This is a genomic window from Mycolicibacterium sp. MU0050, assembly GCF_963378085.1.
GTDB lineage: Bacteria > Actinomycetota > Actinomycetes > Mycobacteriales > Mycobacteriaceae > Mycobacterium > Mycobacterium wendilense.
The window spans coordinates 2600386-2621405 of the sequence record NZ_OY726395.1; the positions used below are offsets into that span (position 1 = coordinate 2600386).

24 protein-coding genes are annotated in these 21020 nt (G+C 71.5%); 4 read left to right on the forward strand and 20 right to left on the reverse strand.

Going from position 1 to position 21020, the window contains the following annotated elements; translation table 11 throughout:
- Positions 1–76: 76 nt before the first annotated feature.
- Both R2K23_RS12210 and R2K23_RS12215 read right to left on the reverse strand, forming a co-directional pair.
- A complete protein-coding gene (locus R2K23_RS12210) occupies positions 77–757 on the reverse strand; it encodes a TIGR02234 family membrane protein (RefSeq protein ID WP_316516977.1) in 681 nt (226 codons plus the stop codon).
- Positions 750–2294, reverse strand: a complete 1545-nt coding sequence (locus tag R2K23_RS12215) for an anthranilate synthase component I (RefSeq protein WP_396893587.1) — start codon at positions 2292–2294, stop codon at positions 750–752. The genes R2K23_RS12210 and R2K23_RS12215 overlap by 8 nt, the downstream gene beginning before the upstream one ends.
- A 45-nt stretch (positions 2295–2339) precedes the next feature.
- Here R2K23_RS12215 and R2K23_RS12220 point away from each other — a divergent pair, with 45 nt between their 5' ends.
- Entirely contained in the window at positions 2340–2807 is a 468-nt protein-coding gene (locus tag R2K23_RS12220; protein ID WP_316509864.1) for a peroxiredoxin, read from the forward strand.
- A 2-nt stretch (positions 2808–2809) separates the two neighbouring features.
- On the opposite strand, the gene hisI is transcribed toward R2K23_RS12220, so the two are convergent.
- The 12 genes from hisI to nadA form a co-directional block, all read right to left on the reverse strand.
- Positions 2810–3151: a phosphoribosyl-AMP cyclohydrolase gene (gene hisI / locus R2K23_RS12225; protein WP_316509865.1), complete on the reverse strand. Its 342-nt coding sequence runs from the start codon at positions 3149–3151 to the stop codon at positions 2810–2812.
- Positions 3148–3939, reverse strand: a complete 792-nt coding sequence (hisF, locus tag R2K23_RS12230) for an imidazole glycerol phosphate synthase subunit HisF (RefSeq protein WP_316509866.1) — start codon at positions 3937–3939, stop codon at positions 3148–3150. Before hisF ends, hisI begins: the two co-directional genes overlap by 4 nt.
- Positions 3936–4769: an inositol monophosphatase family protein gene (locus R2K23_RS12235; RefSeq protein WP_316509867.1), complete on the reverse strand. Its 834-nt coding sequence runs from the start codon at positions 4767–4769 to the stop codon at positions 3936–3938. The genes hisF and R2K23_RS12235 overlap by 4 nt, the downstream gene beginning before the upstream one ends.
- 7 nt (positions 4770–4776) lie before the next feature.
- Positions 4777–5523, reverse strand: coding sequence for a bifunctional 1-(5-phosphoribosyl)-5-((5-phosphoribosylamino)methylideneamino)imidazole-4-carboxamide isomerase/phosphoribosylanthranilate isomerase PriA (gene priA, locus R2K23_RS12240; protein WP_316509868.1), 747 nt, complete (start codon positions 5521–5523; stop codon positions 4777–4779).
- Entirely contained in the window at positions 5520–6149 is a 630-nt protein-coding gene (gene hisH / locus R2K23_RS12245) for an imidazole glycerol phosphate synthase subunit HisH (protein WP_316509870.1), read from the reverse strand. Before hisH ends, priA begins: the two co-directional genes overlap by 4 nt.
- Entirely contained in the window at positions 6146–6754 is a 609-nt protein-coding gene (gene hisB / locus R2K23_RS12250) for an imidazoleglycerol-phosphate dehydratase HisB (RefSeq protein WP_316509871.1), read from the reverse strand. The genes hisH and hisB overlap by 4 nt, the downstream gene beginning before the upstream one ends.
- Positions 6751–7887: a histidinol-phosphate transaminase gene (locus R2K23_RS12255; RefSeq protein WP_316509873.1), complete on the reverse strand. Its 1137-nt coding sequence runs from the start codon at positions 7885–7887 to the stop codon at positions 6751–6753. Before R2K23_RS12255 ends, hisB begins: the two co-directional genes overlap by 4 nt.
- Positions 7884–9224: a histidinol dehydrogenase gene (gene hisD / locus R2K23_RS12260; protein WP_316509874.1), complete on the reverse strand. Its 1341-nt coding sequence runs from the start codon at positions 9222–9224 to the stop codon at positions 7884–7886. The genes R2K23_RS12255 and hisD overlap by 4 nt, the downstream gene beginning before the upstream one ends.
- Positions 9225–9309: 85 nt before the next feature.
- Positions 9310–10290, reverse strand: coding sequence for a sensor domain-containing protein (locus R2K23_RS12265; RefSeq protein WP_316509875.1), 981 nt, complete (start codon positions 10288–10290; stop codon positions 9310–9312).
- A gap of 198 nt (positions 10291–10488) precedes the next feature.
- Positions 10489–11355 (reverse strand): carboxylating nicotinate-nucleotide diphosphorylase, encoded by an 867-nt coding sequence (nadC, locus tag R2K23_RS12270; protein ID WP_396891874.1) that lies wholly within the window; start codon positions 11353–11355, stop codon positions 10489–10491.
- Positions 11355–12950, reverse strand: coding sequence for an L-aspartate oxidase (locus R2K23_RS12275; protein WP_316509876.1), 1596 nt, complete (start codon positions 12948–12950; stop codon positions 11355–11357). Before R2K23_RS12275 ends, nadC begins: the two co-directional genes overlap by 1 nt.
- Positions 12947–13990, reverse strand: coding sequence for a quinolinate synthase NadA (nadA, locus tag R2K23_RS12280; protein ID WP_316509877.1), 1044 nt, complete (start codon positions 13988–13990; stop codon positions 12947–12949). The genes R2K23_RS12275 and nadA overlap by 4 nt, the downstream gene beginning before the upstream one ends.
- A 46-nt stretch (positions 13991–14036) precedes the next feature.
- Here nadA and R2K23_RS12285 point away from each other — a divergent pair, with 46 nt between their 5' ends.
- Positions 14037–14741: an NUDIX hydrolase gene (locus tag R2K23_RS12285; RefSeq protein ID WP_316509878.1), complete on the forward strand. Its 705-nt coding sequence runs from the start codon at positions 14037–14039 to the stop codon at positions 14739–14741.
- Between the two features lie 58 nt (positions 14742–14799).
- Positions 14800–16134 (forward strand): lipase family protein, encoded by a 1335-nt coding sequence (locus tag R2K23_RS12290; protein WP_316509879.1) that lies wholly within the window; start codon positions 14800–14802, stop codon positions 16132–16134.
- Here R2K23_RS12290 and R2K23_RS12295 read toward each other — a convergent pair.
- The 3 genes from R2K23_RS12295 to bioB are packed head-to-tail and all read right to left on the reverse strand — an operon-like array spanning position 16115 to position 17986.
- Positions 16115–16738 (reverse strand): DUF2567 domain-containing protein, encoded by a 624-nt coding sequence (locus R2K23_RS12295; protein ID WP_316509880.1) that lies wholly within the window; start codon positions 16736–16738, stop codon positions 16115–16117. The two genes, R2K23_RS12290 and R2K23_RS12295, sit on opposite strands and share 20 nt — an antisense overlap.
- The gene (gene bsaP, locus R2K23_RS12300; protein WP_316509881.1) at positions 16735–16983 is read right to left on the reverse strand and encodes a biotin synthase auxiliary protein BsaP; all 249 of its coding nucleotides are present in this window, start codon (positions 16981–16983) and stop codon (positions 16735–16737) included. The genes R2K23_RS12295 and bsaP overlap by 4 nt, the downstream gene beginning before the upstream one ends.
- A 10-nt stretch (positions 16984–16993) precedes the next feature.
- A complete protein-coding gene (gene bioB, locus R2K23_RS12305; protein ID WP_316517239.1) occupies positions 16994–17986 on the reverse strand; it encodes a biotin synthase BioB in 993 nt (330 codons plus the stop codon).
- A gap of 68 nt (positions 17987–18054) precedes the next feature.
- Here bioB and R2K23_RS12310 point away from each other — a divergent pair, with 68 nt between their 5' ends.
- Entirely contained in the window at positions 18055–18657 is a 603-nt protein-coding gene (locus tag R2K23_RS12310) for a TetR family transcriptional regulator (RefSeq protein WP_316509882.1), read from the forward strand.
- A 6-nt stretch (positions 18658–18663) separates the two neighbouring features.
- Here R2K23_RS12310 and R2K23_RS12315 read toward each other — a convergent pair whose 3' ends face one another.
- Genes R2K23_RS12315 through R2K23_RS12325 form a run of 3 tightly spaced genes read right to left on the reverse strand, consistent with a single transcriptional unit; the run spans position 18664 to position 20997 of the window.
- Positions 18664–19173 carry a 2'-5' RNA ligase family protein gene (locus tag R2K23_RS12315; protein WP_316509883.1) on the reverse strand — a complete coding sequence of 170 codons (510 nt, stop codon included), beginning with the start codon at positions 19171–19173 and terminating at the stop codon, positions 18664–18666.
- Between the two features lies 1 nt (position 19174).
- The gene (bioD, locus tag R2K23_RS12320) at positions 19175–19852 is read right to left on the reverse strand and encodes a dethiobiotin synthase (protein ID WP_316509884.1); all 678 of its coding nucleotides are present in this window, start codon (positions 19850–19852) and stop codon (positions 19175–19177) included.
- On the reverse strand, positions 19849–20997 hold the full coding sequence (locus tag R2K23_RS12325) for an 8-amino-7-oxononanoate synthase (protein ID WP_316509885.1): 1149 nt from the start codon (positions 20995–20997) through the stop codon (positions 19849–19851). The genes bioD and R2K23_RS12325 overlap by 4 nt, the downstream gene beginning before the upstream one ends.
- Between the last annotated feature and the right edge of the window lie 23 nt (positions 20998–21020).

A 21020-nucleotide genomic window follows, 5' to 3' on the forward strand; every position in this document is an offset into this window, starting at 1 on the left:
CAACCCCGCGTCACGGAACGGTTCGCGCCGTTCCAACGCATTGCCGAAAGGGTAGCCGCTTACCGGCCAGCGAGTTTCACCGCCCCTCCGACGGCCCGCCGGTTTCCGGTCCGCTCGTCCCGTCGGTAGGGTCCTGGCCCTCATCGAGCGCGTCCCACATGGTCCGCTCGGATATCGGCTCGGCTGTCGGCGCTGGTGAGGCGGCCTCCGCGGGGGCCTCGGCCTGCTCGCGCAGCGCGGCGCGGCGCGCCCCGGGCGTCGTGTACCGCCGCTGCGCCGATTCCTGCGACGCCGCCCGCATCAACAGTGCCGCGGCCACCAGGGTCGCCACGCCGGCGCACAGCGTCACGACCGCGCCGCCGTAGTGCCGCTCGCTGCCCACCAACGTCAGCAGCGAGACCTCGGCGAGCTCGGTGGCGCGCAACGCCACGTCGGGCAGCACCCACTGGCTGATCGCCAGGTAGCCGATCGCGGCGCTGACCACCGCCAGCAGCAACGCCAGCGCCCGCAGCGGCCAGCCCCGCACGGCCAGGGTCGCCAGCACCGCGGCGCCGAGCAGCAACGCCACCGGCACCAGCGCCGTCGACCAGGTCGAACCGGCCAGCGCGATGGTCTTCGGCGGACCCAGGCCGTCGAAGGATTCCACCTCCACCCACGTCAGCCGGCTCGCGGTGTACAGGCCCGCCGCGGCCAGCACCAGCAGCAGTTGCGCGACCCGGATTCCGCTGAGCCGCCGGCGGCGCGCGCCCTCAGCCATGGTCACCCGGGGCCGCCAGCGTCTCGGCGGCGGCGATCGCGGCCAGGACCGCCTTGGCCTTGTTGGCGGCCTCGTTGAACTCGTAGGGGCCGTTGGAATCGGCCACCACCCCGCCGCCGGACTGGACGTAGGCGGTGCCGGCCCGCATCAGGGCCGTGCGGATGGCGATGGCGAAGTCGGCGTTGCCCGCGAAGTCGAGGTAGCCCACGACGCCGCCGTAGAGACCGCGCCGGGTCAGCTCCACCTCGTCGATGAGCTCCATCGCACGCACCTTCGGCGCCCCGGTCAGCGTGCCGGCGGGGAAGCACGCGGTGACCGCGTCCAGGGCGGTGTGCCCGTCGGCCAGCAGTCCGGTGACCGTGGACACCAGGTGCATGACGTGGCTGTAGCGCTCGATGTGGGAGTAGTCCTCGACCCGCACCGTGCCGGGCACACAGACCCGCCCGAGATCGTTGCGGCCCAAGTCGACCAGCATCAGGTGCTCGGCGCGTTCCTTCTCGTCGGCGAGCAGGTCCTTCTCCAGCAGTTGATCTTCCTCCTCGGTGGCGCCACGCCACCGGGTACCGGCGATGGGGTGGGTCGTGGCCCAGCCGTCCTGCACCGTCACCAGCGCCTCCGGACTCGACCCGACGATCGAGAACGCCGTCCCGCCGGTGTCGTCCGGCACGTGCATCAGGTACATGTACGGGCTGGGATTGGACACCCGCAGCATCCGGTACACGTCGATCGGGTCGACGTCGGTGTCCATCTCGAAGCGCTGCGACGGCACCACCTGGAAGGCCTCGCCGGCCTCGATGTCGCCGACCAGCTTGTCGACGATGGCGCTGTACTCCTGCACCGTCCGCTGCGCGCGGTGCACGGGGTCGGGCCGGCCGAAGCCCGCCACCGTGGAGGGCAGCGGCTGCCCCAGCGCCTCGGTCATCACCTCGAGGCGGGCCAGCGCGTCGTCGTAGGCCCAGTCCACCCGCTCGTCGGTGCCGTTCCAGTTCACCGCGTTGGCGATCAGGGTGATGGTGCCCTCGTGGTGGTCGACCGCGGCGATGTCGGTGGCCAGCATCATCACCAGATCCGGCAATTGCAGGTCGTCGACGGTGGTCTCGGGTAGGCGTTCCAGCCGGCGCACCAGGTCGTAGGCGAAGAAGCCCACCATGCCGCCCGACAACGGCGGCAGGTCCGGCAACGCCGCGGTGCGCAGCAGTTCCAGGGTGGTCTGCAGCGCGCGCAGCGGGTCCCCGCCGCTGGGCGCATCCTGCGGCGTGGTCCCCAACCAGACCGCCTCGCCGTCGCGGACCGTCAGGGCCGACGGGGCGCCGGCGCCGATGAACGACCAGCGCGACCAGGACCGCCCGTTCTCGGCGGATTCCAGCAGGAAGGTCCCGGGACGGTTGGCGGCGAGCTTGCGGTAGGCCGACAGCGGAGTCTCGCTGTCGGCGAGCACCTTGCGGGTCACCGGGACCACGCGGTGCTCGGCCGCCAGCACCCGGAAATCCTCCCGCGTGGTGGTCGATGCGATGTTGACGTCGGCGTACACGGACATCATCTTCCCAGACGTCGCAGCGCCCTCCGGCGTAGCGTGTTGATCATGAAACGCGGTGATGTCGTCGAGGACTTCGCACTACCCGATCAGCACGGCACCGAGCGCCGGCTCAGCGAGCTGCTCGCCGACGGCCCGGTCGTGTTGTTCTTCTATCCCGCCGCGATGACCCCCGGGTGCACCAAGGAGGCCTGCCACTTCCGGGATCTGGCCGCGGAGTTCGCCGCGGTGGGAGCGCAACGGGTCGGCATCAGCACCGACAGCGTCGACAAGCAGGCCCGGTTCGCCGACAAGGAGAAGTTCGACTACCCGCTGCTGTCGGATTCCGACGGCGCGGTCGCGACGGAGTTCGGCGTCAAACGTGGTTTGCTCGGCAAATTCATGCCGGTCAAGCGGACCACCTTCGTCATCGACACCGACCGTCGGGTGCTCGAGGTGATCGCCAGCGAACTCAGCATGGACACCCACGCCGACAAGGCGCTCGAGACGTTGCGGGCGCGCCCGGCCACCGCCTGAGCTCAGGGCCCCAGCAGTTCGTCGGCGTCGAAACAGCTGTGATCGCCGGTGTGGCACGCGCCGCCCACCTGGTCGACCACCAGCAGCACGGCGTCGCCGTCGCAATCGAGCCGGACGCTGTGCACGCGCTGGGTGTGCCCCGATGTCGCACCCTTGATCCACTGCTCTCGGCGCGAGCGCGAAAAATAGGTGGCCTCACGGGTTTCCAGGGTGCGGGCCAGCGCGTCGTCGTCCATCCACGCCACCATGAGCACGTCGCCGCTGCCGCGCTCCTGCACCACCGCGGTGAACAGGCCTTCCTCGTTGCGTTTCAGGCGCGCCGCGATCTCCGGGTCCAACGTCATCGCACGCAGATCCCCTCCGCCGCCATGGCGGCCTTCACCTCGCGGATGGTCAGTTCGCCGAAGTGGAACACGCTGGCCGCCAACACCGCGTCGGCCCCGGCGGCCACCGCGGGGGCGAAGTGCTCCACCGCGCCGGCGCCGCCGCTGGCGATCACGGGCACGCCCACCGCCGCGCGGACCGCGCGCAGCATCGGGAGGTCGAAGCCGGCCTTGGTGCCGTCGGCGTCCATGGAGTTCAGCAGGATCTCCCCCACGCCCAATTCCGCGCCGCGCGCGGCCCATTCCACCGCGTCGATGCCGGTGCCCCGGCGCCCGCCGTGGGTGGTGACCTCCCAGCCCGACCGGGTCGGCCGGCCACCCGCCGGCACCGAGCGGGCGTCGACCGACAAGACGATGCACTGGGAGCCGAACTGGCGCGCCATCTCCGCGAGCAGCTCGGGCCGGGCGATCGCCGCGGTGTTCACCGACGCCTTGTCGGCCCCGGCGCGCAGCAGCACATCGACGTCCTCCACCGAGCGCACGCCCCCACCGACGGTCAACGGGATGAACACCTGTTCGGCGGTGCGGCGCACCACCTCCAACATGGTGGCCCGTCCCGACGACGACGCCGTGACGTCCAGGAAGGTCAGTTCGTCGGCGCCCTCGGCGTCGTAGCGGGCCGCCAACTCCACCGGGTCTCCGGCGTCCCGCAGGTTCTCGAAGTTCACGCCCTTGACCACCCGGCCCGCGTCCACATCCAGACACGGGATCACCCGGGTGGCCACACCGGGCCGCGCGTCGCCGCTCATCGCCGATGGTCCTCCAGGTCTCCGACCGCACGCACGATCTCGAGCATCTCCTCATGTACGCCCGGTGCGCCGGCCAACGCCGACCGCGACCCCGGCACCCAGGGCTGCCCCTCCAGGTCGGTGACGATGCCGCCGGCCGCCCGGATCAGCGCCACCCCGGCCGCGTGGTCCCACACATGGTGACCGAAACTGATTGCCCCACCGAGGATCCCGGCGGCCACATAGGCCAGGTCGATCCCGGTGGCGCCGTGCATGCGCACCCGCGAGCACACCCGGCTGAGGTTGTCGAGGATGGCCGAGCGATACCGGCCCGGAAAGTGGCCGCGGGAATCGATGTTGTAGGTGCCGATCCCGACGATGGAGTCGGCCAGGGTGGCCGGTTGCAGGGGTTCGAGCGGCTGCCCGCTGGAGTGCACCGGTTCCCCGGGCAGGCTGGTGAAGCGCTGGCCGACGAACGGCAGCCAGGTCAGCCCCAGCACCGGCCGGCCGTTGTGCAGCAGGCCGAGCAGGATCGCGGCCATCGGCGAGCCGGCCGCGTAGTTGAACGTGCCGTCGATCGGATCCAGCACCCAGACCAGGTCGGCGTCCAGCGACTCACCGCCGAATTCCTCGCCGTGCACCCCGATTCCGGTCAGCCGCTGCAGCTCGGCGACCACGCGTCGCTCGATGGCCAGGTCGATCTCGGTCGCGAAGTCGTTGCCCTTCTTCTGCACGGCGCTCTCGGCGCGATGTCCGGCGATGAACTGTTCGGTGACGCCGTCGAGAACCTCGGCGGCGACGGACAGCAGGTCGGCCAGCTTGGCGGGATCGACGTCGGGCGGTGTCGTCATCTGCAGATCAACCGCTGACCGCGGCCAGCGCCTCCGGCAGGGTGAACCGCCCCGCGTAGAGGGCCTTGCCCATGATCGCGCCCTCGACCCCGCGGTCGGTCAGCGTGGCGATGGCCCGCAGGTCGTCGAGGCTGGACACCCCGCCGGAGGCGATCACGGGCGCGTCGGTGCGCGCGGCGACCTGCTCGAGCAGTTCCAGGTTGGGCCCGGCCAGGGTGCCGTCCTTGGTGACGTCGGTGACCACGAAACGCGAACACCCTTCGCGGTCAAGACGTTCCAGGACCTCCCACAGGTCACCGCCGTCGGTTTCCCAGCCGCGTCCGCGCAGCCGGTGATTGCCGTCGATGATCTTGACGTCCAGGCCCACCGCCACGCGGTCACCGTGTTCGGCGATGGCCGCCGCACACCACACCGGATTCTCCAGGGCCGCGGTGCCCAGGTTGACCCGCGCACATCCGGTGGCCAGCGCGGCCTGCAGGGATTCGTCGTCGCGGATACCGCCGGACAGCTCGACGGCCACGTCGAGCTTGCCGACCAGCTCCGCGAGCAGCTCCCGGTTCGAGCCACGGCCGAACGCGGCGTCGAGGTCCACCAGGTGGATCCATTCCGCGCCGTCACGCTGCCAGGTCTCGGCGGCCTCGAGGGCGGACCCATAGTCGGTTTCGCTGCCGGCCTTGCCCTGCACCAGCCGGACGGCCTGTCCGTCGACCACGTCGACGGCGGGCAACAGAATCAATGGTGGTTTAGAAGTCACAGTCCCTCAACCCAATTCGCGAGCAGCTCGGCGCCGGCGTCGCCGCTCTTTTCCGGATGAAATTGCGTGGCGGCCAGTGGGCCGTCCTCGACCGCAGCCAGGAACGGTACCTGGTGCGTCGCCCAGGTCAGCAACGCCGCGCTGTTGCCCTCCCACCGCTGGGCGGCATACGAATGCACGAAGTAGAACCGGGCGTCGGCGCCGAGTCCCTTGAACAGCGTGCTGTCCGGGGCGCTCTGCACGACGTTCCAGCCCATGTGCGGGATCACCGGCGCCTCGAGTCGGGTGACCGCGCCGGGCCACTGACCGCAGCCGACGGATTCCACCCCGAACTCCACACCGCGGGCGAACAGGATCTGCATCCCGACGCAGACCCCGAGCACCGGTCGCCCGGCGGCCACCCGCTGCGCGATGATCTGTTCTCCGCCGATCGAGCGCAGCCCGGTCATGCACGACTCGAAGGCCCCCACGCCGGGGACCACCAGACCATCGGCGTTGGCGGCCGCGGCCGGGTCCGCGGTCACCTCGACGCGGGCACCGACCCGCTCCAGCGCGCGTTGCGCGGAGCGCAGGTTGCCGGACCCGTAGTCGAGAACGACGACCGACTTCGTCGAAGTCGTTGTCACAGGCTGCCTTTGGTGGACGGCACGCCGGTCACCCGAGGGTCCGGCTCCACGGCGTGGCGCAGCGCCCGCGCGACGGCCTTGTACTGGGCCTCGGTGATGTGGTGCGGGTCGCGGCCGTACAGCGTGCGGACGTGCAGCGCGATCCGGGCGTTGTACGCCAGCGATTCGAACACGTGCCGGTTGATCACGGTGTGGTACGGCGTGGAGGAACCGGCGATGGTGAAGTTCACCATGTACTCCGGTTCCCCGGTGTGCACGAAGTAGGGTCGGCCCGAGACGTCGACGGCGGCATGCGCCAGCGCCTCGTCCATCGGGATGAAGGAATCGCCGAACCGGCGGATGCCCTTCTTGTCCCCCAGCGCCTGGCCCAGCGCGGTCCCCAGCACGATGGCGGTGTCCTCCACCGTGTGGTGCGCCTCGATGTCGACGTCACCTTCGGCGCGCACCGTCAGGTCGAAGCTGGCGTGGCTGCCCAGCGCGGTCAGCATGTGGTCGAAGAACGGGACCCCGGTGTCGACGTGCACCTGCCCGGTGCCGTCGAGGTCGATCTCGACGACGATGTCGGATTCCCTGGTCTTGCGTTCGACCTTGGCGTGGCGGTTCACGGTGCTCCTACTCGGGGTTCCTGCACGGGTTCGGTGGCGGCCAGACGGGCACTGGCCGCCAGAAAGGCGTCGTTCTCGGCGGCCAGCCCGATGGTGGTGCGCAGATGGCCCGGAATGCCGACATCCCGGATCAACACACCCGCGTCGAGATAGCGCTGCCAGGTCGCGGCCGCGTCGGCGAAATCGCCGAACAGCACGAAGTTCGCGTCGCTGTCGATCACCCGGAATCCCATCTCCCGCAACGCCTGTGCCACCCGTTCCCGCTCGGCGATCAGGGTCGCGACACTGGCCAGGGTGTCGTCGGCGTGGCGCAACGCCGCCCGCGCGGCCTCCTGGGTGAGCACCGACAGGTGGTACGGCAGCCGGACCAGCAGCATCGCGTCGATGACCGCGGGCGAGGAGATCAGGTAGCCGAGCCGGCCGCCGGCGAACGCGAACGCCTTGCTCATGGTGCGACTGACCACCAGCTTGGTCGGATACTCGTCGATCAGCCGGACCGCACTCGGCTGCGAGGAGAACTCGCCGTAGGCCTCGTCGAGGATCAGCACTCCGCTCGGCATCGCGTCGAGCAGCCGGCGCAGGTCGTCGAGCGGAACGCTTTGCCCCGAGGGGTTGTTCGGGCTTGCGACGAACACCACGTCGGGCCGGTGCGTCTCGATCGCGGTCACCGCGACGTCGGTGTCGAGGGCGAAGTCGGTCGACCGCGCCGCCGTCACCCACCGGGTCTGGGTGCCGTCGGAGATGATCGGATGCATCGAGTACGACGGGACGAACCCGATCGCGCTGCGGCCGGGACCGCCGAAGGCCTGCAGCAGCTGCTGCAGGATCTCGTTGGAGCCGTTGGCCGCCCACACGTTCTGCACGCCGAGTTCGACGCCGGTGGCCGCGGTGAGATAGGCCGCCAGATCGGTCCGCAACGCCACCGCGTCACGGTCGGGGTAACGGTGCAACTCCGCGGCGGCCGCCCGCACCGACTCCGCGACGTCGGCGATCAGCGCCGCGGTCGGCGGATGCGGGTTCTCGTTGGTGTTCAGCCGCACCGGCACGTCCAACTGCGGTGCGCCGTAGGGAGATTTGTCCCGCAGATTCTCGCGCAGCGGCAGGTCCGCCAGCGTCACCGAGTCGCCGATCATCGCTCGAACCTCCGGCGGACCGCCTCGCCGTGGGCGGGCAGGTCCTCGGCCTTCGACAGCGTGATGACATGACCGGAGACGTCCTTGAGCGCGGCTTCCGTGTAGTCCACCACGTGGATGCCCTTGAGGAAGGTCTGGACCGACAGCCCACTGGAGTGCCGCGCGCAGCCGGCGGTGGGCAGCACGTGGTTGGAGCCCGCGCAGTAGTCACCGAGGCTCACCGGCGACCACGGGCCCACGAAAATGGCGCCCGCGGAGCGAATCCGGTCGGCCACCGCCGGCGCGTCGGCGGTCTGGATCTCGAGGTGTTCGGCGGCGTAGGCATTCACCACCCGCACACCCTGGTCGATGTCGTCGACCAGCACGGTCGCCGACTGCCGACCGCTCAGCGCCGTCGAGACGCGGTCGCGGTGCACCGTGGTCTGCAGTTGGGCGGTCAGTTCGCGGTCGGTGGCCTCGGCCAACTCGGTGCTGCAGGTCACCAGGACGCTCGCGGCCATCTCGTCGTGCTCGGCCTGGCTGATCAGGTCGGCGGCAACGTGGACCGGGTCGGCGGTGTGGTCGGCGAGGATCGCGATCTCGGTGGGCCCCGCCTCGGCGTCGATGCCCACCTGCGAGCGGCAGATCCGCTTGGCCGCGGTGACGTAGATGTTGCCCGGGCCGGTGATCATGTCCACCGGCGCCAGCTCGGCCCCGTCGGTGTCGGCGCCGCCGTAGGCCAGCAGGGCGACGGCCTGGGCGCCGCCGACCGCCCAGACCTCGGCGACCTCCAGCAGCGCCGCGGCCGCCAGGATGGTCGGATGGGGCAGGCCGTGGAAGGCGCCGGTGCCCGACGCCTGCGGTGGGCTGGCGATCACCAGCGAGTCGACGCCGGCGATCTGGGCCGGCACGACGTTCATCACGACGCTCGAGGGGTAGACGGCGTTGCCGCCCGGAACGTAGAGCCCGACGCGCTCGACCGGAACCCACCGCTCGGTCACGGTGGCCCCGGGCGCCAGCTCGGTGGTGGTGTCGGTGCGGCGCTGGTCGGCGTGCACGGCGCGGGCCCGCGCGATGGCCACCTCGAGGGCGGCTCGCACGTCTGGATCCAACTCCCGCAGCGCCTGTTCGAGCGCGGCGGCGGGCACCCGGACCGTCTTGGGCCGTACGCCGTCGAACGAGGCCCCGTATTCGAGGGCGGCCTCGGCGCCGCGGGTGGCGACGGCCTCGACGATCGGACGGACCTTGGGCAGCACCGCGTCGACGTCGACGCCGCCCCGGGGCAGGGCGCCGCGGAGTTGCGCAGCCGAAAGCGTCTGGTTGCGCAGGTCGATCCGGGACATTTCGAAGTTGGCCATCACCGTCGATTGTCCCTGATTGGTCCAGCTGAATAAAATCACGCCTGAGCAGGACCTCGACGCGGGCGCCCGCGGGTCGCGCAACTCAGCCGTCGGCCGCCTTGTCCGCGATGGCCTCGGCGACCCCCAGGGCCTCGCCCTCGGCGCCGATTCCGCACACCAGGGTGTCGACCACGATCGCGCCGCTGCTGCCCAGGGCGCGCTCACACCCGCCGCGCGAACCCTCCGGGGAGCGGTAGACGGTCATGAAGTCACCGGTGGCGCCGGCGGCCGGGGACTCGACATTCCACACGGTGTGGCTCTCCCCGTCCGAGGAGCTCAGCGTCAGCGACCGGTTCGAGCATTCGCGCCAGCTGCGCTGCGCGTCGGCCACGTACGCTGCGGCGTCGGCGTGCGAGGAAAAGCTCACGGCCCCTTGGATTATCGACCGTTGCCGGCCTTCGGGGTCACCCACGATGCTGCCGGCCACCAGATCGTAATCCGCACCCGAGTAGGCGCGGCGCTGGATGGGACCGACAACGCCGACGCAGCTCGGGTCGTCGAGCATGGCGCTGCTGTCCACCAGTCGGGCGATGGTGTCCTGCTCCTCGACGAAGGTACCGACGATGCGGCGGACCTCCTGGGCGCTCAGCAGCACCGTTTCGGGATCCGGCGCGGCGGCCTCGACCGGCTCCGGCTCGGGGCTTGGCGGCGCCGGAGTCAGGACCGGGGTGATCAGGGCGGGTGGGGTGGCCGTCGCGGCATCGTCGTCGCCGCCGACGGCGGTCACCGCGACCGTCACGGCGGTGATGGTGGCCACAGCCGCGACCGCGCCGGCCACGATCGCCCACTTTCGGTGCGCGGAACTCGGCGGCGGGCCCCACGGCGGCACCGGCGTACCCCACTGCGGCGCCGGGTATCCCGGCGGTGGGCCCGCGGGCGGCGGGGTCGGCGGGGTCCACGGCTGGGGAGCCGCACCCACCGGGAGACCGCCCCGGCCGGGTGCGATCACCTCGGTGGGGCCCTCGTGCGGGTCGGCATCGGGCCGACGGTGGGCGTGCGGCGCGGGAATCTGCGTGCTGGTCATCGTCGGCTCCTTCGGTGCCATGCCGGGCGATCCGGCTCGCTACACGATAACCAATAAAACCGTAGCGTTGCAACGGTTTGCTGGATTGGCTCGACAAACCGCCGCTGACAAGGCGAGATAATGTACCCGAAGGCGCATTGGAGGGGAAAACCGTAGCGCGCTTGCCCCCGGGGGCGCAGCGCTCCGCGCGCGAGCGAGCTAGAAGTCCAGCCCGATGTCGAGGACACGCACGGAGTGCGTGAGCGCGCCCACCGCCAGGTAGTCGACGCCGGTGCCCGCATAGGAGGCCGCGTCCCCGAGCGACAGCCCGCCGGAGGACTCCAGCTGCACCTCGGGGGCGTTCGCGTCTCGGCGCTGCACCGCGATCTGCGTCTCCCACACGGCGAAGTTGTCCAGCAGCACGAGTTGGACGTCCTCGCGCAGCACCTCGTCGAGCTGGTCCAGGGAATCCACCTCGACCTCGCAGGGCAGATCGGGTGCGGCCGCGCGCACCGCGCGCAGCGCGGCGACCACCGATCCCGCCGCGGCAACGTGGTTGTCCTTGATCAGCGCGGCGTCACCGAGGCCCATCCGGTGGTTGACCCCGCCGCCGACGCGAACGGCGTATTTCTGCAGCACCCGCAGGCCGGGCAGCGTCTTGCGGGTATCGCGGATCTTCGCCGCGGTGCCCTCCACCGCGGCGACCCACTGCGCCGTCGCCGAGGCGATCCCGGACAGGTGACAGATCAGGTTGAGCATGGTGCGCTCGGCGGTCAGCAGTCCGCGGGTGGTGGCCTCCAACGTCAACAACGCATCCCCCGGCCGTAGCCGGTCGCCGTCGTCGGCGCGGCCGAGCACCGTGTACCCGTCGCGGCCCAACACCTCGTCGAGCACCAGCAGCGCGACGTCGATGCCCGCGACCACGCCCTCGGCCCGGGTCACCATCGCCGCGGTCGTGCGCGCGTCGTCGGCGACCGTCGCCACCGAGGTGACGTCCGGTCCGTAGCGCAGGTCCTCGTCGAGGCCGCGGGCGATGATCTCGCGCGCCTCGTCGAGTTCCGCGGCGGTCAATCCGATGTCGGCCATCACGCCACCACCGGAGCGTCGACGACAATGCGCTCGTCGACCATCCGCAGCACCGTGCTGCGCGCCCACGTCTCGTCAGTCGACGGATGATCGGCGCGGTGGTGGCTGCCCCGGGTCTCGGTGCGCTCGGTCGCCGCGGCCGCCACCGCACGCGCGGTCACGGTCAGGGCCGCATCCTCGACCCGCGCCCGGGTGGTGGCGGGGCGACGCCGCGCCGAGGCCAGGGTCTCGGTCAGCCGCATCAGGCCGGCCCCGTCGCGGACCACCGAGGCGTCCCGGGACATCGCGTGCTGCAACTCCGCGCGGTCGATCATCTCGGGGTCGGGCCGCCGCGGCGCGCGCGCCACCACGGCTCCGGCGCTCGACGCGTGGGCCGCGGCGGCGCGGCCGGCGCGGCCACCGACCACCAACCCCTCCAGCAGGCTGTTGGAGGCCAGCCGGTTGGCGCCGTGCATGCCGGTGCGCGCGACCTCGCCGGCGGCGAACAGGCCCGGCACCTCGGTTTGTCCCGCGACGTCGGTGACGACGCCACCGCAGCTGTAATGGGCCCCCGGCACCACCGGAATGGGCTGTCGCGTCGGGTCTATCCCCACCGCCCGGCAGGAGGCCGTCACGGTCGGGAAGCGCGCCTCGAAACCGGCGATCCCCCGCGCGTCGAGGTAGACGCAGGGCGAGCCGGTCGTCCGCAGATGCGCGTCGATGGCGGCGGCCACCACGTCGCGCGGTGCCAGATCCGCCATCGGGTGCAGGCCCGCCATCACCGAATTACCTTGCGCGTCGACGAGAATCGCGCCCTCGCCGCGCAACGCCTCGGTGATCAACGGCCGGCGCCCGCCCGTGCGGCCGTCGAACAGCATGGTCGGGTGGAACTGGATGAACTCGAGGTCGCCGACCGCGGCCCCGGCCCGCAGTGCCAGTGCGATGCCGTCGCCGGTGGAGCCCGCGGGGTTGGTGGTCGCGGCGTAGAGCTGGCCGAGTCCGCCGGTGGCCAGGATCACCGCGGAGGTGTGCAGGACGCCCACTCCGTGCGGGCTCAGGACCTGCACCCCGGCCACAGTGCCGTCGTCGAGCAGGATGTCCATCGCGACATGCTCGTAGCGGATGTCCAGGCGGGCGGCGGCCACGTCGAGCGCGCGCTGGACCTCGGCGCCGGTGGCGTCGCCGCCGGCATGGATGATGCGGCGTCGGGAGTGTCCGCCCTCGCGGGTCAGCGCCCACTGCCCGGGATGCGACTCGTCGAACCGCGCGCCATCGCCCACCAGGTCGGCGACCGCGCGATGTCCTTCGGCCACAATCGATTCCACCGCATGCGGATCGCACAACCCGCCACCGGCGGCCACCGTGTCGGCCACGTGGGCGGTGACCGCATCGGGATCGCCGCCGAGCGCCACCGCGATGCCGCCCTGCGCGTAGCAGGTTGCGGTGGCAGCGCTTTCGGCTGCCGCCTTGCTCAGCACGGTCACCGTGCGACCCGCGCGGTGCGCGGCGAGCGCGGCCGTCAACCCGGCGACGCCGGTACCGATCACGACGACGTCAGCGCGCTGCTGCCACCACCCGGCGAGCGGACCCGAGCCGCCGCAGGCCGGTCCGGTCATTCGCCGCCGCCGGGTTGGCCGATCTCGATCATCCGCTGCACGCTGGCACGGGCCAACCGGGCCGTCTCGGGATCGACGTGGACCTCGTCGGCGCCCTCGGTCAGGCAGCGCAGCATCGCCGCCGGGGTGATCATCTTCATGTACTTGCACGAGGCCCGGTCGTTGACCGCCTGGAAGTCGATTTCCGGTGCGGCGCGGCGCAATTGATGCAGCATCCCGACCTCGGTGGCCACCAGGACCTGACGGGCGTTGGATTCGCGCGCGGCGTCGAGCATCCCGCCGGTGGACAGGATTTTCACCCGATCCTCCGGGAATGCGCCCTCACCGGCCAGGTAGAGCGCCGAGGTCGCGCAACCGCACTCGGGGTGCACGAACAACTCGGCGTCCGGATGGGTGCGGGCCTGGTCGGCGAGTTCGTCGCCGTTGATGCCGGCGTGCACGTGGCACTCGCCGGCCCACACGTGCAGGTTCTCCCGGCCGGTCATCCGGCGCACGTGCGCGCCGAGGAACTGGTCGGGGCAGAACAACACCTCGCGGTCGGGGTCGATGGACTGCACCACCTCGACGGCGTTCGACGAGGTGCAGCAGATGTCGGTCAGCGCCTTCACCGCGGCCGTGGTGTTGACGTAGGACACCACGACGGCGTCGGGGTGCTCGTCCTTCCAGGCCCGCAGTTCGTCCGCGGTGATCGAGTCGGCCAGCGAGCAACCGGCGCGCTGATCGGGAATCAGCACCGTCTTCTCCGGCGAGAGGATCTTGGCGGTCTCGGCCATGAAGTGGACCCCGGCGAACACGATGGTGTCCTCCGGCGCCTCGGCGGCGATCCGGGACAGCGCCAATGAGTCGCCGACGTGGTCGGCGACGTCCTGGATCTCCGGGAGCTGATAGTTGTGCGCCAGCAGCGTGGCGCCGCGCAGCTTCGCCAACCGGCGGATCTGGGCGGCCCACTGCTCGTCGCCGGCCACCCCGGTGTAGCCACCGGGGCCGTCAACGATCCGTTCCACCATTGAACTGTCCATGTCGCGGTCGATAACGGTCATGACCGCTCCTTTCGGCGTCGGAGGTTTTCGACTTACAATCGAAAACATGGGAAATTTTAGCACTGCGCACGAAGTGCTGGCCGTCGTGTTTCAGGTTCGCGGCCTGGACAGCCGGAATCCCCAGCTCAGCGTGCTGCTGTGGGAGCGTGCGCTCGATCCGCAGCGCGGCGCGTGGTCGCTGCCCGGCGGCCGCCTGCGCCACGACGAGGACATGACGAGTTCGGTGCGCCGGCAGTTGGCCGAGAAAGTCGACCTCCGGGAGATCGCCCACCTCGAGCAGTTGGCGGTGTTCTCGGATCCGCACCGGGTGCCCGGCGATCGCACCATCGCCTCGACGTTCCTGGGCCTGGTGCCCTCCCCCGCCACCCCCGCACTCCCGCCGGACACCCGCTGGCACCCGGTGGACGAGCTGCCCCCGATGGCCTTCGACCACGGACCGATGGTCACCCACGCACACGCCCGACTCAGCGCCAAGCTGTCCTACACGAACATCGGATTCGCTCTGGCACCAAAGGAATTCGCGCTGTCCACGCTGCGCGACATCTATGGCGCCGCGCTGGGTTACCAAGTCGACGCCACCAACCTGCAACGCGTGCTCGTCCGCCGCAAGGTGATCACCCGCACCGGCACCACCGCGCAGTCCGGGCGCAGCGGCGGCCGACCGGCCGCGCTCTACCAGTTCACCGACTCCCGATTGCGGGTCACCGACGAGTTCGCCGCGCTGCGCCCCCCGACGGGTGTTGATTTTTAAGGGATTCGTAAGAGACAATCGCGCGTCCGCCTTTTCGCGGGCGCGAAGGGAGTCCCCCATGGAGTCAGGCGCCGCCGCGGCACGCACCGCCGAGTGGATCGGGGCCCCGCCGCACGAGGAATGGGTCCCCGGGACCCGTCCGCTACGGCCGTCGCTGGACCCGTTCTACACGCCACCGGCGGGATTCGAGCACGCCCGTCCCGGCACCGTGCTGCGCAGTCGTGACGTCCAGCTGGCGTTTCTCGGCCTGATCCCGCAGCGGATCGTCGCCACCCAGCTGCTGTACCGCACCTCCGACCGGCACGGCGCCCCCGTGGCCGCGGTCACCACGGTGCTCGTGCCCGCCCAGCGCTCCCCGCACAAGCCCACCCCGGTGCTGTCTTATCAGTGCGCCATCGACGCGGTCACCGATCGCTGCTTCCCGTCCTACGCGCTGCGCCGCGGCGCCCACGCCTTGGGTTCGCTGGCCCAGCTGGAATTCCTGTTGATGGCGGGCGCCCTGGCGGAAGGCTGGGCGGTGTCGGTCCCCGACCACGAGGGTCTCCAGGGCATCTGGGGCGCCCCCAACGAGCCCGGGTACCACGTTCTCGACGGGGTGCGGGCGGCCCAGACGGCGCCCGCCCTGGACCTGTCCCCGGACGCGCCGGTGGGGCTCTGGGGCTATTCGGGCGGCGGCCTGGCCACCGCGTGGGCGGCCGAGGTGTGCGCCGACTACGCCCCCGAACTCGACGTCGTCGGGGCGGTCCTGGGTTCGCCCGTCGGCGACCTGGGCAGCACCTTCCGCCGCCTCAACGGCACCATCTATTCGGGTCTGCCGGCCACCGTGGTGGCCGCGCTGTCACACATCTATCCCGACCTGCGCCGGATCATCGACGAGCACGCCACCCCCGAGGGCAAGGCAATGCTGCAACGCGTGCAGAAGCTGACCACCATGCACGCCGTGTTGCGGCTGGTGCGCATGGACATGGACAAGCTGGTCGACTGTCCGCTGGAGCAGATCCTCGACAGCCCCGAGGTGCAGCACGTGTTCGCCGACATCAAGCTCGGTGGCACCGCCCCCACACCCCCGGTGCTGGTGGTGCAGGCCGTGCACGACCGGATCGTCTCGGTCGACGACATCGACGAACTCGCCGACACCTACAGCACCGGCGGCGCCCACGTCACCTACCACCGCGACCTGTTCAGCGAGCATCTGCTGCTGCACCCGATGTCGGCGCCCATGACGTTGCGCTGGCTCATCGACCGGTTCGAGGGCCGACCACTGTCCGAGCACGTCGTCCGGACCAAGTGGCCGACACTGCTCAATCCGATGACCTATCAGGGCATGTGGCGGCTCGGTACGGTCGCCGCGCGGGTGGTCTCGGGACGGGTGCTCAACCGCCGTCCACTGTGACCGCGGGCGCGCCCAGCACCACGCCCTCGACCGGCGGATAACCGCCCAGGTCGTCGCGCGGTGACGCCACCGCGCAGACCGCGTAGACCAGCGCCGCGGTCGCGACTGGCACCAGCAGCGTGATCGCGACCTGCAGCGGCGTCTGCCCGAAGAACACCGCGGGCGCCTCGGTGACGTAGTGCACGCGATGATCCGGAGACACCGGCGCCCCGGCGATGTCTATCGCGTCGTACCGGGCCCCGACCAGCACCGACCCGAGGGCCATGGCCGCCACGGCGCCGCCCCCGACCCCGAGACACAGCGCCACCAGCAGCACCGGCCCGCGGTGAGCCCGCCACTGCCAGACCGCCGCCGAGCCGACCACCGCCAGCACACACAGCATCCCCAGCATCAGAAACGCCGCGACGAAGAAGTGATCCGCCTCGGTGCCCAGGTAGGCGTGCACCCGGTCACCGCTCTTGGTCAGGGCGACCACGCCGTGCGCCGGCGGAGCCAGCCAGGCCCACAACGCGCCGAGGGCGGCCCCGGCCGCGGTCAGGGCGACCACGGTGCGCAATGCCGCCCCGGCGCGCGACGTCGACGGTGCGGCCACCGCGGCGGTCACCGCTGAGTTTCCAGGTCTTCGGAGTCGACCACGCCGTGCCGCGAGCACTTGGCCCACCAGCCGTCGGGGCGAACCTGCACGATCATCCGCCGGCCGCACGCCGCGCAGAACCGCGGCGGCTCGAGCCCGAGCTGAGCCGCGGTGGGAATCACCTGCGCCGCAACGTCATCGGTTGCGACCCCGGTATAGACGTTGAAGGCTCCCGCGCCGACCGGGGTGGGCAGCGCCGGGATGTCTGCGATCATCACCGAATTCTTACAGGCTCGCGTTGAGCGCCTTGATCGGCATCTGCAGATCGTCGAGCAGTTCCAGGTCCGACTCGGCGGGACGGCCGAGCGTGGTCAGGTAGTTACCGACGATGACGGCGTTGATGCCGCCCAGGATGCCTTGCTTCGCGCCCAGGTCACCGAGGGTGATCTCGCGGCCACCGGCGAACCGGAGCATGGTCCGCGGCAGGGCCAGCCGGAAGGCCGCCACGGCGCGCAGCGCGTCGGCGGCCGGCAGCACCTCCAGGTCGCCGAACGGGGTGCCCGGCCGCGGGTTGAGGAAGTTCAGCGGAACCTCGTGCGGGTCGAGCTCGGCGAGGTTGGCGGCGAACTCGGCGCGCTGCTCCAGCGTCTCGCCCATCCCGAGGATGCCGCCGCAGCAGACCTCCATTCCGGCCTCGCGCACCATGCCGAGGGTGCTCCAGCGCTCCTCCCAGCTGTGGGTGGTCACCACGTTAGGGAAGAACGACCGGGCGGTCTCGAGGTTGTGGTTGTAGCGGTGCACGCCCATCTCGGCGAGGCGGTCCACCTGCTCCTGGGTGAGCATGCCCAGCGAGCACGCGATCTGGATGTCCACCTCGTTGCGGATGGCCTCGATGCCGGCGGCGACCTGCGCCAGCAGTCGCTCGTCGGGGCCGCGCACCGCCGCGACGATGCAGAACTCCGTGGCGCCGGACTTCGCGGTCTGCTTGGCGGCCTCCACCAGGCTGGGGATGTCCAGCCACGCGCTACGCACCGGGGAGGCGAACAGCCCGGACTGCGAACAGAAATGGCAGTCCTCCGGGCAACCGCCGGTCTTCAGGCTGATGATGCCCTCGACCTCGACCTCGGGTCCGCACCAGCGCATCCGCACCTCGTGGGCCAGCGCCAGCAGGTCTTCGAGATGGTCGTCGGAGAGCTGCAGCACCTGCAGCACCTGCTCCTGGGTCAAGCCCTCGCCACGTTCGAGCACCTGCTCACGAGCTACGCCCAGCACATCCACTGCCGCCTGCGTCACCGGCACTCCTCCATGATCATCGACTTGAACGGTGTTCAGGTTAAGGTAACGGTGTGCAACTCCACAAACCCGACGTGGTGGACGCGGCCGCGGCGATTCTCGACAACTACGGCATCGCGGACCTGACCATGCGTCGGCTGGCGCGGGAGCTCAACGTCAGCCCCGGCGCCCTGTACTGGCATTTCGCCAACAAGCAGGAGCTGCTCGGCGCTGTTGCGGACCGGATTCTGCGCTCCGCCGTGGTCGACGTCACCGGTCTGGGTTGGCGCCGGGCCATCCAGGACAGCTGCGCGGCGCTGCGCGACGCCGTGCTGTCGCACACCGACGGGGCGGAGCTGGTGTCCGCCAGTTTCGCCGCCGGCCAGTCCGCGACCGTCGTTCAGATCCTCGACCAGCTCGCCGCGGCCGCGGCCGAAGCGGGTGCCCACGGCGACGACGCCGACTCCACCGCGCGCACGCTGATCTACTACGTGCTGGGCTTCACGGTCGACGAGCAGTCCCGCCGGCAGTGGGACGCCGCGGGCGCGCTGCCGGACGAGCAGTCGGTCCTGATGAGCGACACCGACCGGCAGTTCGCGTTCGGGCTGAGCCTGCTGATCGACGGCCTGGCCGTGCACGGCGCGGCCCACGACCCGGCCACCGGCACCGCGAACTAGGCGCACTCACCCGATCCGATGCTCGGTCCGGCTCTCGCCCTGCCAGCGCCGCAGGCCGACGACGGTGCCGACGATCTCCGCGGGCGTCCCCGCAATCCGCAGCGCGGCCGCCAGGCGCTCCGGCGGCAGCCGCCGCGCCAACGTGACGTGCGGAGACCACTGACCGGGCGCCGTGTGCGGCATCGGCGCCGGTTCCAGCAGCGGCAGGGTCAACCGGTACACCTCGCGGTGCACCGCCAACAGCTCCTCGGTCGGCAGCACCGAGCGCGCGAGCACCCCGGCCGCCCGGCCGAAGATCAGGGTCGCTCCCAGCCGACACGGCAGCGGGAACCGGTCCAGCACGTCGGCGAGCGACGCGTCGACGCGCGCATCGATCCGCTGCGCGACCGTCAGGGTGCAGTGCGGGCGCGCCGCCGGCGCCGGACTCGCGATCCCGGCGGCGCGCAGCTCGTCCCAGATCCCCCGGACCGTGGCCTCGGTGTCCGCATCGAAGACCAGCTCGACCGAGTGCACCATCTCAGCGCAGGCTCTCGATCCAGTGCCGATCGAACGCGCTGCCGCACAGCTCGGCGAACTGGGCGCCGTCCCGGGCGCCGGCGCCCGATGGCAGGACCGCGCGCACCGGCGCGAGCGCGCTCAGCGCGGCCCGGTTGTCTTCTTCGGCAACCCCCGGCTCGGCGGGCCAGGCGCCGATGACCAGACCGGCGCACGGGATACCTTGACCGGCAAGGGATTCCAGGGTCAGGGCGGTGTGGTTGAGGGTGCCGAGTCCGGGCGCGACCACGACCAGGACGGGCGCCGACAGGTCGGCGGCGATATCGCGCACGGTGACGCCGTCGGCCCCGAGGGCCACCAGCAGCCCGCCGGCGCCCTCGACCAGGGTGAGTCGGGCCGGTCCGTCGGCGGCCCGCACCGCGGCCACCAACTCGGCGCGACCCGGCAGGGGCGAACCGCTGCGCCGGGCGGCCGCCTCGGGCGCCAACGGTTCCGGGTACCGCCAGCCGCCGTGCAGCCGCGTCACTCCGGACAGTCGCCGTACCTCTCCGAGGTCGTCGTCGCCGTCGATGGTGCCGGTCTGCACGGGCTTGCACACCGCGACGTCCAGCCCGGCCAACCGCGCCGCGCACGCCAGCGCGGCCGTCGTCACGGTCTTGCCGACGCCGGTGTCGGTGCCGGTCACCACCAGGACGGTCATGCGCGGGCGGCGGCGAGCACTTCGGTCAGCACCTGCCGCGCCGACGCCATCTCGTCGTCGGTCAGGGAGGCGCGCGCGGTCAAGCGCAGCCGGGAGGTCCCGGCCGGGACCGTCGGCGGGCGGAAACAACCGACCCGGACCCCGCGGTCCAGACAGGCCGCGGCCGCGTTCACCGCCACCTCGGGCTCCCCCAGGATGACCGATACCACTGCCGATTCCGGATGTTGTGCGCTGCCGCAGATGCGGGCCAGCTCGCGCGCGTGCGTCAGTACCGCCCCGGCCCGCCCGGGCTCGGCGATGAGCACCCGCAGCGCGGCCAGCGCCGCGCCCACCGCGGCCGGGGCCAAACCGGTGTCGAAGATGAACGGCCGGGCGGTGTCGATCAGGTGCGCGCGGACGGCGGCGGCGCCCAGCACCACCCCGCCCTGACTGCCCAGCGCCTTGGACAGGGTGGTGGTCACGACCACATCGGGGTCGCCGGCCAGGCCGAGTTCGTGGACGAGTCCCTGTCCCCCGCTGCCCCGCACACCCAGGCCGTGCGCCTCGTCCACCACCAGCAGCGCGCCGTGGCGGCGGCACACATCGCGCAGTTCGCGCAGCGGGGCCAGCGCCCCGTCGGTGGAGAACACCGATTCGGTGAGCACCACGGCGCGCTCCTCGACGCGGCCGGCCAGGGCGGCCTCGACGGCGGCGACGTCCTGATGCGGCGTCACCACCACCCGCGACCGCGACAACCGGCACGCGTCGACCAGCGAGGCGTGCGTCATGGCGTCGGAGACCAGCAGCGTGCCGGGACCGGACAGCGCCACCACGGCGCCCAGGTTCGCCGTGTAGCCCGACGAGAACACCAGGGCGGATTCGGCGCCGACGAAGTCCGCGAGGGCGGACTCGAACTCCTCGTGCAGCTCGGTGTTGCCGGTGACCAGCCGGGATCCCCCGGCGCCGGCCCCCCAGGTCCGCAGCGCCGCGACGCCGCCGTCGAGCACCGCGGGGTGCTGCGACAGGCCCAGGTAGTCGTTGGAGGCCAGGTCGAGCTCGGTGCCGACCGGCGGACGCGTGCGCAACACGCGCCGCAGACCGGCCGCGCGGCGCTCGCGCTCGACGTCGGCCAGCCAGGCCAGCGGGGAAAGGCCGGTGTGCGTCACCCGATGCTCCTCACTGCGAATTG